The sequence below is a fragment of the Streptomyces fuscichromogenes genome (genome assembly GCF_014645815.1).
Classification (GTDB): domain Bacteria; phylum Actinomycetota; class Actinomycetes; order Streptomycetales; family Streptomycetaceae; genus Streptomyces; species Streptomyces fuscichromogenes.
This window is the reverse complement of sequence record NZ_BMML01000008.1, coordinates 31175-44334: the sequence shown is the minus strand read 5'-3', so window position 1 is coordinate 44334 and position 13160 is coordinate 31175. Positions and strand designations below refer to the sequence as shown.

General features: G+C 70.8%; 12 protein-coding genes. 11 read left to right on the top strand and 1 reads right to left on the bottom strand.

Features of this window, described 5'->3' with window-relative positions:
• Positions 1-15 precede the first annotated feature (15 nt).
• Entirely contained in the window at positions 16-474 is a 459-nt protein-coding gene (locus IEZ11_RS18865; protein ID WP_189263970.1) for a lamin tail domain-containing protein, read from the bottom strand.
• A 190-nt stretch (positions 475-664) separates the two neighbouring features.
• Here IEZ11_RS18865 and dxr point away from each other — a divergent pair, with 190 nt between their 5' ends.
• The 11 genes from dxr (at position 665) to IEZ11_RS18810 (ending at position 13160) form a co-directional block, all read left to right on the top strand.
• The gene (gene dxr / locus IEZ11_RS18860; RefSeq protein ID WP_189263969.1) at positions 665-1945 is read left to right on the top strand and encodes a 1-deoxy-D-xylulose-5-phosphate reductoisomerase; all 1281 of its coding nucleotides are present in this window, start codon (positions 665-667) and stop codon (positions 1943-1945) included.
• Positions 1942-3246, top strand: a complete 1305-nt coding sequence (locus tag IEZ11_RS18855; protein ID WP_505996279.1) for a M50 family metallopeptidase — start codon at positions 1942-1944, stop codon at positions 3244-3246. The genes dxr and IEZ11_RS18855 overlap by 4 nt, the downstream gene beginning before the upstream one ends.
• 151 nt (positions 3247-3397) lie before the next feature.
• Complete coding sequence (locus IEZ11_RS18850; protein ID WP_308426483.1) at positions 3398-4918, top strand: recombinase family protein; 1521 nt, start codon at positions 3398-3400, stop codon at positions 4916-4918.
• A gap of 170 nt (positions 4919-5088) precedes the next feature.
• On the top strand, positions 5089-6246 hold the full coding sequence (gene ispG / locus IEZ11_RS18845; RefSeq protein ID WP_189263968.1) for a flavodoxin-dependent (E)-4-hydroxy-3-methylbut-2-enyl-diphosphate synthase: 1158 nt from the start codon (positions 5089-5091) through the stop codon (positions 6244-6246).
• Between the two features lie 308 nt (positions 6247-6554).
• Positions 6555-7403: a GNAT family N-acetyltransferase gene (locus IEZ11_RS18840; protein ID WP_189263967.1), complete on the top strand. Its 849-nt coding sequence runs from the start codon at positions 6555-6557 to the stop codon at positions 7401-7403.
• A 129-nt stretch (positions 7404-7532) separates the two neighbouring features.
• Entirely contained in the window at positions 7533-8063 is a 531-nt protein-coding gene (locus tag IEZ11_RS18835) for a GNAT family N-acetyltransferase (protein WP_189263966.1), read from the top strand.
• Positions 8064-8150: 87 nt separating this feature from the next.
• Positions 8151-9857 carry a proline--tRNA ligase gene (locus tag IEZ11_RS18830; RefSeq protein WP_189263965.1) on the top strand — a complete coding sequence of 569 codons (1707 nt, stop codon included), beginning with the start codon at positions 8151-8153 and terminating at the stop codon, positions 9855-9857.
• A gap of 168 nt (positions 9858-10025) precedes the next feature.
• A complete protein-coding gene (locus IEZ11_RS18825) occupies positions 10026-10403 on the top strand; it encodes a hypothetical protein (protein WP_189263964.1) in 378 nt (125 codons plus the stop codon).
• Positions 10400-11371 (top strand): FAD:protein FMN transferase, encoded by a 972-nt coding sequence (locus IEZ11_RS18820; RefSeq protein ID WP_189263963.1) that lies wholly within the window; start codon positions 10400-10402, stop codon positions 11369-11371. The genes IEZ11_RS18825 and IEZ11_RS18820 overlap by 4 nt, the downstream gene beginning before the upstream one ends.
• Positions 11368-11943: a ferric reductase-like transmembrane domain-containing protein gene (locus IEZ11_RS18815; RefSeq protein WP_189263962.1), complete on the top strand. Its 576-nt coding sequence runs from the start codon at positions 11368-11370 to the stop codon at positions 11941-11943. Before IEZ11_RS18820 ends, IEZ11_RS18815 begins: the two co-directional genes overlap by 4 nt.
• A complete protein-coding gene (locus IEZ11_RS18810) occupies positions 11943-13160 on the top strand; it encodes an NADH-ubiquinone oxidoreductase-F iron-sulfur binding region domain-containing protein (RefSeq protein ID WP_189263961.1) in 1218 nt (405 codons plus the stop codon). The genes IEZ11_RS18815 and IEZ11_RS18810 overlap by 1 nt, the downstream gene beginning before the upstream one ends.

Below are 13160 nucleotides of genomic sequence, written 5' to 3'. Positions count from 1 at the left end.
TGCTGAAGCGGCGACTCAGCAGTACTTGTCGCTCGGGTCCCGCGTCGTCCAGGAGCAGGAGTCGACCTTGGCGCCGCTCGCCTTGGTCAGCGTCGCCGTGTCGCTGGTGTTGTTCCACACGTACGCGCGGCGGTTCTGGTACTTGTTCGACGCGGTGTCCGTGCCGCTTCCGGTGTGCACCTTCATCGTCTTGTGGGCGCCGATCTTGACGCTCTTGAAGACGTAGCGGTGGTTGGAGACGTCCTTGAGGACCCACCCCTTGAGCGAGACGGCCGAGCCGCCGGTGTTCTTGATCTGCACCCACTCGGCGTTGAGACTGGCGTTGGAGCGGTTGTCGCTGCCCGGACTGTCGAACCAGACGTGGTAGACGGTCACGCCGCCGGCCGCCTGGGCCGGGGTGCTGAGCAGGGTGCCGGTGAGCAGAACGGCGCCCGCGAGCGCGGGCACGGCGGCGCGTATGCGCGGAGTACGCATGGAGAGATCCCCCCAGGATGTCTTCCGGTCGGGCCGGTCATCCCCGCCGGCCCGACAGAAGTGTTATCACACGATCTTCACCTGAACCTCACAAAGGGAATTCCGCTCCATAGGGCGCCAAGGGCTGATAAGGCACCCGCGGGAGGGACGCGCTGTCCTCGGCGCCGCCGGTTGCCGCAACAATGGGGGGATGACCGACAGTCCCGCCAGTCCGGCACCCCTCGCCGACCCGCACCTCGTGTACGACCCGCTCGTGGGCGACGGCCCGAAGGACGTGGTGATCCTCGGCTCCACCGGATCGATCGGCACCCAGGCCATCGACCTCGTGCTGCGCAACCCCGACCGCTTCCGGGTCACCGCCCTCTCCGCCCACGGCGGCCGGGTCGCCCTCCTCGCCGAGCAGGCGCACCGACTGCGGGTGCGCACCGTGGCGGTCGCCCGCGAGGACGTCGTACCGGCGCTGCGCGAGGCGCTCATCGCGCACTACGGCCCCGGTGAGCCGCTCCCGGAGATCCTCGCCGGCCCCGACGCGGCCACACAGGTCGCCGCCGCCGACTCCGCGGAGTGCCACACCGTCCTCAACGGCATCACCGGCTCCATCGGCCTCGCGCCGACCCTCGCCGCCCTGGAGGCGGGGCACACCCTCGCCCTCGCCAACAAGGAGTCGCTGATCGTCGGCGGCCCGCTGGTCAAGGCGCTGGCCAAGCCCGGCCAGATCATCCCGGTCGACTCCGAGCACGCGGCGCTCTTCCAGTCGCTGGCGGCGGGGACGAGGGCCGACGTCCGGAAACTGGTCGTGACCGCCTCCGGCGGCCCCTTCCGCGGCCGTACGAAGGCCGACCTGGCGCACGTCACCGTCGAGGACGCGCTCGCCCACCCCACCTGGGCGATGGGGCCGGTCATCACGATCAACTCCGCGACCCTGGTCAACAAGGGGCTGGAAGTCATCGAGGCGCACCTCCTCTACGACATTCCCTTCGACCGCATTGAGGTGGTCGTGCACCCGCAGTCGTATGTCCACTCGATGGTCGAGTTCACGGACGGATCCACGATCGCGCAGGCGACGCCCCCCGACATGCGGGGGCCGATCGCCATCGGTCTCGGCTGGCCCGAACGGGTTCCGGACGCGGCGCCCGCCTTCGACTGGAGCAAGGCCTCCACCTGGGAGTTCTTCCCGGTGGACAACGAGGCCTTCCCGTCGGTGAACCTGGCCAGGCACGTCGGTGAGCTCGCGGGCACGGCGCCGGCGGTGTTCAATGCGGCCAACGAGGAGTGCGTCGAAGCCTTCCGTGCCGGTCTGCTGCCCTTCAACGGCATCATGGAGACCGTGACACGAGTGGTCGAGGAACACGGCACCCCTCGTACGGGAACTTCACTGACCGTGCCGGACGTACTCGAAGCGGAGACCTGGGCACGGATCCGGGCCCGGGAACTGACAGCGCAGAAGGCGACCGCGGAGGCGCGTGCATGACAGCCCTGATGATGATCCTCGGCATAGTCGTCTTCGTGATCGGCCTGCTGGTCTCGATCGCCTGGCACGAGCTGGGGCATCTTTCCACCGCCAAGCTCTTCGGCATCCGCGTCCCGCAGTACATGGTCGGCTTCGGCCCGACCATCTGGTCGCGGCACAAGGGCGACACGGAGTACGGCATCAAGGCCGTCCCGCTGGGCGGCTACATCCGCATGATCGGCATGTTCCCGCCGGGCGCCGACGGCCGGGTCACCGCCCGCTCCACCTCGCCCTGGCGCAGCATGATCGAGGACGCCCGCTCGGCCGCCTTCGAGGAGCTCCAGCCCGGCGACGAGTCCCGCCTCTTCTACACGCGCGCCCCCTGGAAGCGCGTGATCGTGATGTTCGCGGGCCCCTTCATGAACCTGATCCTCGCGGTGGCCCTGTTCCTCACGGTCCTGATGGGCTTCGGCATCAGCCAGCAGACCACCACGGTCAGCTCGGTCTCCCAGTGCGTGATCGCGCAGAGCGAGAACCGCGACACCTGCAAGAAGACCGACGCCTCCTCGCCCGCCGCCGCGGCGGGCCTCAAGGCGGGCGACAAGATCCTCTCCTTCAACGGCGTGCAGACGTCGAGCTGGAACCAGCTCTCCGACCTGATCCGGTCCGCCCCCGGCAAGGAGGTCGCGATCGTCGTCGACCGCAAGGGGCAGGACGTCACCCTGCACGCGAAGATCGCCACCAACCAGGTCGCCAAGAAGGACTCCAGCGGCCAGATCGTCACGGGCCAGTACGTCACCGCGGGCTTCCTCGGCTTCAGCGCCGCCACCGGCATCGTCCGCCAGGACTTCGGCGACTCGGTGACCTGGATGGGCGACCGCCTCGGCGAGGCCGTCGACTCCATCGCGGGCCTGCCCGGCAAGATCCCGGCCCTGTGGGACTCGGCCTTCGACGGCGCCCCCCGCCAGCCGGACTCCCCGATGGGCGTGGTCGGCGCGGCACGGGTCGGCGGCGAGATCTTCACCCTGGACATCCCGCCCACCGAGCAGCTGGCCATGGCCCTGATGCTGGTGGCCGGCTTCAACCTCTCCCTGTTCCTCTTCAACATGCTCCCGCTGCTGCCGCTGGACGGCGGCCACATCGCGGGCGCCCTGTGGGAGTCGCTGCGCCGAAGCCTCGCCAAGCTGCTCCGCCGCCCGGACCCCGGCCCCTTCGACGTGGCGAAGCTGATGCCGGTGGCTTATGTGGTGGCGGGGATCTTCGTCTGCTTTACCCTCTTGGTCCTAGTCGCTGATGTAGTCAACCCGGTCAAGATCAGCTGAGAAATGGTCATTTCTTGTCATAGTGCAGTGATGCCGCGCCCCTCGCTCGTGTGGCCCGTACGGGTGAAGGGTGCGGATTGCGCTCACGATGCATGTGCGAACTTCGTACGTTCTTGTTGTTCATGGGTGACCCCGGCAGTGCGCCAACACCCTGGGGTCTGGCCAGTCTCGAAGGGACTGTGCGCAGAAGACAAGGCCGGAGACGCCGTGCCCCTCGCTGTCGCCGCGTACATGCGGGTCTCGACGGCGGAGCACGGACTCTCGGCCTCGGCTCGACGAACTGCTCGTGGAAATCGGCGAAGGCCGCGTGGACCTCGTTCTCGTGCATCGTCTCGACCGTCTGGGCCGAACGGAGTCCGCCGTCTGGCGCCGCATCTGGCAGATCGAAGACGCCGGCCTCGAAAGATGGCTCACCATCGACCGGCTGGCGCAGGCAGTAGAGGCGGACTACCGCCGGATCGTCGCCCGCACCCAGGCGGGTCGGCAACTCAAGGCGCTTGATGGCGGCTGGCCGGGTGGCCCGGCCCCCTACGGCTACAGAATCAGCGGGAAGGGCGCTTTCGGGTCGACTCTCGAAGTCGACCCGGCCGAAGCGGCTGTGGTGCTGCTCCTGGTCGATCTTGTGATCGAGGGTGGCCGCACGCTGATGGACATCGCCGAGGAACTGAACGGACGCGCGATTCCCACCCGAAGCGGCAAGCGCTGGACAAGGGTGAACCTTCACCGACGCTTGCAGAGCGCGGCGTTTGTCGGGGAGGCCGTCTTTCGGCGCCCTGATCAGCAGTGGGGCGGCCACTGCACCCGCCTCGGCAACGACGGGCGACCTTTGCATGGTGAGAGTGTGTTGATCCCGCTCACCGGGCGAATCCATGGGTCATGCGGACGGCCTTACGTCGGTTGCTTCCGGAGCGAAGACGGGGTCCGGACGTATCGCTGTTCGGGGTGGAACGCGGCTTCGCGCTGCGGCTGCCCCTTCCTGCGAGCCGATCACGCAGAGGAGCAGGTGGCGCGGCAGGTGAACGTCTTGCCGGCTTCGATGCCGCGGCACAGTCGGCCGATGCCGCCAGCCTCCTCCCAGGCGCAAACGCAGTTGATCCGACACCCTGTGCGAGTGAGGTCGCTGGAACTGCTTATTGCGCAGTGCGCGGAAGAAATCGACGGATCAGGGCGCCAGGAACAGCACAGCCGTGCCATCGCTGCAGCGATGCGGCAGCTCGAAGCGGAGCAAGAGGCCTTCGAACGGATCCTGGCCCATGCGCGGGACTGGCTGGCGGAGCTGGAGGACCGAGTCGACTGGGCCGCCCGGCTTACGTCAGTACTGGGAGCGGCCGCTCCGGACATCCGGTCCCTTTCGTCCTCCGAGCAGCGTGGCCTGCTGGAGTCGCTCAAGGTGCGTGTCGACATCGTGGACCCGGATTTTCGGCACAGAGAGGGGCGTGACCTTCCAGAGCGATTCGGCAACCCCGAGAAGGTGCGTTGCAGGCAACGGACATGGTTGGCCGATGGTGTGTGGCCGGACATCGTCAAGCTCCTCGACGAGGAGGGGAAGGGCACGCCGGTCCTGAGCTACGAGGCGGGCCCCGCACTGACCATCCGCACGAGCCTCGATGGCCAAGTCCTCCCGAGCGTCCAAGGCGCGCCTGACGTGGTTCATTCCGGGAAAACCTCGTAGCCACAAGATGTTCGACGCGGCTCGGAACACTCTGTTCGGGGCCGCTTCCATCGAGTGGGTTTACGGATGGGGGATGTGCTCGGTCCTGTGCCGGTGCCGTAATCTCGAAGCCTGGAACCCGCTTCGGACGGGACCTGGACCTAGATCCACGACTTGGGGTTGCACAGCAGATGACTGCGATTTCTCTCGGCATGCCGTCCGTTCCGACCAAGCTCGCCGAGCGCCGGAAGAGCCGGCAGATCCAGGTCGGCTCCGTCGCGGTCGGCGGAGACGCCCCGGTCTCGGTCCAGTCGATGACCACCACCCGTACGTCCGACATCGGCGCCACCCTCCAGCAGATCGCCGAGCTGACCGCGTCCGGCTGCCAGATCGTGCGGGTGGCCTGCCCCACCCAGGACGACGCCGACGCGCTCGCCGTCATCGCGAAGAAGTCGCAGATCCCGGTCATCGCGGACATCCACTTCCAGCCGAAGTACGTCTTCGCCGCGATCGAGGCCGGCTGCGCCGCCGTCCGCGTCAACCCGGGCAACATCAAGCAGTTCGACGACAAGGTCAAGGAGATCGCGCGGGCCGCCAAGGACCACGGCACCCCGATCCGCATCGGCGTCAACGCCGGTTCCCTGGACCGCCGGCTGCTCCAGAAGTACGGCAAGGCGACCCCCGAGGCCCTGGTCGAGTCGGCCCTGTGGGAGGCGTCCCTCTTCGAGGAGCACGACTTCCGCGAGATCAAGATCTCCGTCAAGCACAACGACCCGGTCGTGATGATCGAGGCGTACCGGCAGCTGGCCGCCCAGTGCGAGTACCCGCTCCACCTCGGCGTCACCGAGGCGGGCCCGGCGTTCCAGGGCACGATCAAGTCGGCCGTCGCCTTCGGCGCGCTCCTCTCCCAGGGCATCGGCGACACGATCCGCGTCTCCCTGTCGGCCCCTCCGGTCGAGGAGGTCAAGGTCGGCAACCAGATCCTGGAGTCCCTGAACCTCAAGCAGCGCGGCCTGGAGATCGTCTCCTGCCCGTCGTGCGGCCGTGCCCAGGTCGACGTCTACAAGCTCGCCGAAGAGGTCACCGCCGGTCTCACCGGGATGGAGGTCCCCCTCCGCGTCGCCGTCATGGGCTGCGTGGTCAACGGCCCCGGCGAGGCCCGCGAGGCCGACCTCGGCGTCGCCTCCGGCAACGGCAAGGGCCAGATCTTCGTCAAGGGCGAGGTCATCAAGACGGTCCCCGAGTCCAAGATCGTCGAGACCCTCATCGAGGAGGCCATGAAGCTGGCCGAGCAGATGGAGGCGGCGGGCATGGAGTCGGGGGAGCCGTCGGTGTCGGTGGCGGGCTGAGACCGGCTCGGGGGCAGGTTTTCTCGCCCCCGCCGCCCCTACCCGTCCCGTCCTGAAGGGGCGCCGCCCCTTCGACCCCGCCAGGGGCTCCGCCCCTGGACCCCGCTCCTCAAAGGCCGGAGGGGCTGAGTAGTTCAGCCCGTCCGGCCTTTGAGGACGAGGCCGGAGGCCGAAGCGGGGGTCCGGGGGCGCAGCCCCCAGGGACGGCAGCCCCAGCTCGCGGCCACTTCACCGCACACGGGGCGGCACGGCCAGGCTTCCGCAGGTACAGTGCGGAGATCAGCAACCCCCAGCGTGAGGCCCCGCACGTGTTGACGCAGACCACCTCACGGGTGCTCGAACCGAGTGACCTGGACGCCGCGCTCGCCGTACTCGACCGCGAGCCGGTCACGAACGCCTTCGTGACCTCCCGCGTCCAGATCGCCGGCCTCGACCCCTGGCGCCTCGGCGGCGAGATGTGGGGCTGGTACGAGGACGGCATGCTCACGTCCCTCTGCTACGCCGGCGCCAACCTCGTCCCGATCTGCGCCACCCCGCGCGCGGTCCGCGCCTTCGCCGACCGGGCCCGCCGGGCCGGCCGCCGCTGCTCCTCGATCGTCGGCCCCGCCGAGGCCACCGCCCAGCTGTGGCGCCTCCTGGAACCGCACTGGGGCCCGGCCCGCGAGGTGCGCGGCCACCAGCCGCTGATGGTGGCCGACCGGATGCCCGCCGGCATCGCCCCGGATCCGTACGTCCGTCGCATCCGCAAGGACGAGATGGAGGCGATCATGCCGGCCTGCGTGGCGATGTTCACCGAGGAGGTGGGCGTCTCCCCGCTGGCCGGCGACGGCGGCCTCCTCTACCAGGCGAGGGTCGCCGAACTCGTCGGCTCCGGCCGCTCGTTCGCGCGGCTCGACGACGACGGCAAGGTCGTCTTCAAGGCCGAGATCGGCGCGGCCACGACCTCGGCCTGCCAGATCCAGGGCGTGTGGGTCGCCCCCGAGTACCGGGGCATGGGCCTGGCGGCCCCCGGAATGGCGGCGGTCCTGCGCTACGCGCTCGCCGACGTGGCCCCCGTGGTGAGCCTGTACGTCAACGACTTCAACACGGCGGCGCGACGGGCGTACCTGCGAGTGGGCTTCCAGGAGGTCGGCGCCTTCATGAGCGTGCTGTTCTGAGGTTCCTGCCGACGGTTTCCGCCGACAGGCGCCAGGGCGGCGCCCCGGCAGGGGCGCGGGGAACCACGCGGGCATCCGCAACCCACCTGCACCCGGACGACGACGCTCCGCCCGCTGTACCCTCCCCACATGGACCTCGTGATCGGCCCCCTGGACCTCCCTTCCCACGTAGACGAGGCCCTCGCGGTCCAGGCCATCGCATTCGGCCTCGGCCCCGACGAGGTGGCGGTCCGCCGGCAGATCGTCCTCCGCCACATGCAGTACCCCGGTGCCAGGGCGCTCGGCGCCACGTCCGAAGGCCTGCTCGTCGGGTTCGTCTACGGCATGCCGAACTCCCGCACGCACTGGTGGTCCACCGTCGTGGAGCCCTACCTCAGCGCCCTGGGCAACGCCGACTGGCTCGACGACTCCTTCGTGATCACCGAACTGCACGTGCACCCGCACCACCAGAACCGTGGCATCGGCCGCCGCCTGATCACGCTCATCACCGACGGCGCCGCCGAGCCGCGCTCGATCCTCTCCGCGATCGACACCGACAGCCCGGCCCGCGGCCTCTACCACTCCCTCGGCTACGCCGACCTGGCCCGCCGGGTGCTCTTCCCCAGCGCCCCGAAGCCGTACGCCGTGATGGGCGCACCGCTGCCGCTGCGCCGCAAGTAGGCCGTCGTCGTTAACCGATTTCCACCGGCACAGCGAGCCCGGCTAACCTCCTAGCCATCAACCTTTTCCGGCAGGAGTACGAGAACCATGGCGAACGCACCGGTCCAACGCATGTCCCAGTTGATGGCGAAGACGCTGCGTGACGACCCGGCGGACGCCGAGGTCCTCAGCCACAAGCTCCTCGTCCGCGCCGGTTACGTCCGCCGCACGGCGGCCGGTATCTGGTCCTGGCTGCCGCTCGGCCTGAAGGTGCTGTCCAACATCGAGCGGATCGTCCGCGAGGAGATGGACGCGATCGGCGCCCAGGAGGTGCTGCTCCCGGCCCTTCTGCCCCGGGAGCCGTACGAGGCGACCGGCCGCTGGGAGGAGTACGGCGCCGAGCTGTTCCGCCTCCAGGACCGCAGGGGCGGCGACTACCTGCTCGGCCCCACCCACGAGGAGATCTTCACCCTGCTGGTGAAGGACCAGGCGTCCTCGTACAAGGACCTGCCGGTCATCCTCTACCAGATCCAGAGCAAGTACCGGGACGAGGCCCGTCCGCGCGCCGGCATCCTGCGCGGCCGCGAGTTCCTGATGAAGGACTCCTACTCCTTCGACCTGGACGACGACGGCCTCGCCCACTCCTACGCCCTGCACCGCCAGGCCTACCAGCGGATCTTCGAGCGCCTCGGCCTCGACTACCGCATCTGCGCCGCCACCGCCGGTGCCATGGGCGGCTCGAAGTCGGAGGAGTTCCTGGCCCCGGCCGAGGCCGGCGAGGACACCTTCGCCGACTGCCCGAACTGCGACTTCGCGGCCAACACCGAGGCGATCACCTACACGCTGAAGCCGGTCGACGCCACCGGCGTGCCCGCGCTGGAGGAGATCCCGACCCCGGACACGCCGACCATCGAGACCCTCGCCGCCTACCTCGGTGTCCAGGCCTCCGACACCCTGAAGAACCTGCTGGTGAAGGTCGACGGCGAGATCGTGGCCGTCGGTGTCCCGGGTGACCGCGAGGTCGACCTGGACAAGGTCGAGGCGCACTTCGCCCCGGCCGCCGTCGAGCTGGTCACCGAGTCCGACTTCGCGGGCCGTCCCGACCTGGTCCGCGGCTACGTCGGCCCGCAGGGCCTGGGCGAGAAGGTGAAGTACATCGCCGACCCGCGGGTGGCCCCCGGCACCGCCTGGATCACCGGCGCCAACAAGGCGGGCACGCACGCCAGGAACGTGGTGTCCGGCCGTGACTTCGAGGTGGACGAGTTCGTCGACGTCGTCGTCGTGCAGGAGGGCGACCCCTGCCCGAAGTGCGGCACCGGCCTGAAGCTGGACCGCGCCATCGAGATCGGCCACATCTTCCAGCTGGGCCGCAAGTACGCCGACGCCCTCAAGCTCGACGTCCTCGGCCAGAACGGCAAGCCGGTCCGCGTCACCATGGGTTCCTACGGCATCGGCGTCTCCCGAGCCGTCGCCGCCCTCGCCGAGCAGACCGCCGACGAGCACGGCCTGGTCTGGTCGCGCGAGGTCGCCCCGGCCGACGTGCACGTGGTCGCGGCCGGCAAGGCCCTGCAGACCGAACTCGCCCTGGACGTCTCGGAGAAGCTGCGGGCGGCCGGGCTGCGGGTCCTGGTCGACGACCGGGCCGGGGTCTCCCCGGGCGTGAAGTTCACGGACGCCGAGCTGATCGGCGTACCGCAGATCCTGGTCGCGGGCCGCCGCTCCGCCGAGGGCGTCCTGGAGCTCAAGGACCGCAGGTCGGGCGAGCGCGAGGAGCTCACGGTGGACGAGGCGATCGCCCGTCTGAGCGCGAACTGAGTCTCAACTCCCGCCGCGGCGGCCCCCGGTGACACACCGGGGGCCGCCGCGGCTTTTCAGGAAGGTCTCAGACAGTTCTTCCGTTCCGTATGGGAGCCTCACAGACTTCTCTCAGGCCGATACCCGAACGTAATGCGTGACAGAGAGTCACGTGGGAGGGGATCGGTCATGACCGAGAGAGTGCAAGGCAGGGAGCCGGGGGACCGGCGGGAGAGGGGCGCGGTCGCGGCGGTCCGCCGGGGGACCCGGCGTACGGCGGCCCTGGCGGCGGCGGTCACGCTCGCCGCGGCGGCCGGAGTGTTCGCCCTGGTCGGCACGATGCAGTCGGACGCCGAGACGGCGGCGAGCGGCACCGGTACGACGTCGAGCGCCAGCTCCGACTCCAGCTCCATCTCCAAGTCCGGTACCGACAGCGGAAGTTCATCGACGTCCAGCTCGTCCAGCTCGTCGAGCTCGTCCAGCTCCTCCTCCTCGGACCTCCAGTCGTCCTCCGACGGCCTCACCTCCGGCAGCGGATCCACCGACTCCACCTCGGGGGCGTCATGACCGCCACCATCGCCCCGCGCCCGACGGCCGCCGCCGAGTGGCGTGCCCTCGGCACCACCGTCCGCCTGGTCGTCACCGATCCGGCCCTGCTGGACTCCTGCAACCTGCTCCTCGCCCGGCAGCTCGCCGAGGTCGACGCGGCGTGCAGCAGGTTCCGCACCGACTCCGAACTGGCCGCCCTCGACACCACCCACGGCCGCCCGGTCCGGGTCAGCCCGCTGCTCTCCGAAGCCCTCGGCGTCGCCCTGCGCGCCGCCGAGGCGACGGACGGCGCGGTGGACCCCACGGTCGGCTCGGCGATGGAGGCGATCGGCTACGACCGTGACTTCACCCTGGTCCGCGAGGACGACCGTCCGGTCTCCCTGCGGGTGCGCCGCGCCCCCGGCTGGCGCAGGGTCACCCTCGACCGCGCGACCGGCACGGTCACCGTTCCCGAGGGCGTCCGCCTCGACCTGGGCGCCACCGCCAAGGCCTGGGCCGCCGACCGGGCCGCGACGATGCTGGCGCGGGCCGCCGGCTGCGGAGTGCTGGTGAGCCTCGGCGGCGACACCGCCGTGGCCGGCGCGCCTCCGGCGGGCGGCTGGCAGATCCGCGTCCAGGACATCACCGGACCGGTGGACGAGGCGCCCGCGCAGGGGTCGTACGACACCGTCGGCCTGCGTTCCGGCGGTCTCGCCACCTCCGGCACCGGCGCCCGCCGCTGGCGGCGCGGCGGCTACGACCTCCACCACATCGTCGACCCGCGCACCGGGCTGCCGGTCCGCTCCCCGTGGCGTACGGTCTCGGTCGCCGCCGGTACCTGCGCCGACGCCAACGCGGCGACCACGGCGGCCCTGGTCAAGGGTGCGGGCGCGGAACGCTGGCTGACCCGTCTGGGCCTGCCCGCCCGCCTGGTGACCCACCGCGGCACGGTCGTCACCACGCCCGGCTGGCCGGCCCCCGCGGTGCCGCTGGAGGCCGCGGCATGACCTCGGAGACCCTCTGGTACGCCAACCGCGCCACCGGCGCCGTCTGCCTGGCCCTCTTCACGGTCGTCGTCCTCCTCGGCATCGCCGTCCGGCTGCGCACCCGGCTCCCCGGCCTGCCCCGCTTCGGCACGGTCGCCCTGCACCGCAGCCTGTCCCTCTCCGCCACGGCCTTCCTGGCCCTGCACATCACCACGGCGGTCGTCGACGGCTATGTGGACATCGGTCCGCTCGACGCCCTGGTCCCCTTCGTCTCCGACTACCAGCCGCTCTGGCTCGGCCTCGGCACGGTCGCCCTGGACCTGATGCTCGCGGTCCTGCTCACCAGCCTCCTGCGGGACCGCCTCGGCCACCGCACCTGGCGGGCCGTGCACTGGCTGGCGTACGCCTCCTGGCCCGTCGCCCTGGTCCACGGCATCGGCATCGGCACGGACGCCGGCACCGACTGGATGACCTGGCTGACCGTGGCCTGCGTGGCGACGGTGATCACCGCCTTCGCCCTGCGCACCGCGCAGGCCGTCCGCGCCGCCCGCCAGACCCCCGCCGCACTGCTGCACACCGAAGGGGCCCACTGATGACCACGCTCTTCACCGACGTCTACATGTCCCCGCGCCTGCTGGCCCCGGGCGGCACCCCGGCCGACCTCACCACGCACGAACAGCGCTACGGCCCGCTCGGGTACGGCGATCCGGCGGCCCTGCTGCGCACCCTGGCCGAGTCCGGCCTCACCGGACGCGGCGGCGCGGGCTTCCCGGCCTACCGGAAGTTCGTCGCGGTCACCGACTCGGCCCGCCGTACCGAGCGCGCGCCGATCGTCGTCGCCAACGGCGCGGAGAGCGAGCCGGCCAGCCGGAAGGACCGGACCCTGCTCCGACTCTCGCCCCATCTGGTCCTGGACGGGCTCCAGTTGGCGGCCGAGGCGGTCGGCGCGGCGGAGGCGTACCTCGCGGTCGAGGAGGGCGCCTCCTACCTGGAGTCGGCCCTCGCCCAGCGCCGCGACCCGGTACGGGTACAGGTCGTACGCCTGCCCGCCCGCTTCCTCTCCGGCCAGGCCTCGGCCCTCGTCCAGTACCTCTCCGGCGGCCCCGCCCGCCCCGCCCACCCGGTCCCGCCGGTCCGTGAACGCGGGGTGCGCCGCGCCCCCACCCTGGTCCAGAACGTCGAGACCCTGGCCCATCTGGCCCTGGTCGCCCGCTACGGCGCCGACTGGTTCCGTTCGGCAGGCACCCCTGGCGAACCCGGCAGCACCCTGTGCACCCTGCACGTGCCGGGCCGCGAAGTCCGGGTCGTGGAAGCCCCGTTCGGCATGCCCGTCGGCCGGCTCCTGCCTCTGGAGGGCGCGTCCGCGGCCCTGGTCGGCGGCTACCACGGCACCTGGATCCCGGCCGCCGAGGCCGCCCAAGTCCCCCTCGCCAGCTCCTACCTGGGCGCGGGCGTGCTGGCAGCCCTCCCCGCCGACCGCTGCGGCCTCACCGAGACCGCCCGGGTCCTGCGCTACTTGGCGCTCCAGTCGGCAGGCCAGTGCGGCCCCTGCCTCAACGGCCTCCCGCGGATGGCCGCGGCCTTCCAGACCCTGGCCGTGCCGGGCCCCCAGGGCACCGCCCGCACGGACATCTCCCGCTGGGCGGGTCTGGTCGAGGGCCGCGGCGCCTGCCACCACCCCGACGGCACGATCCGCCTGGTCCGCAGCGCCCTCACCACGTTCACGACCGAGCTCGACGCCCACGCCCACGGCCACTGCACCGCGACCGACCGCACCCCGGTGCTCCCCGTACCCACCGAAGAGATCTGA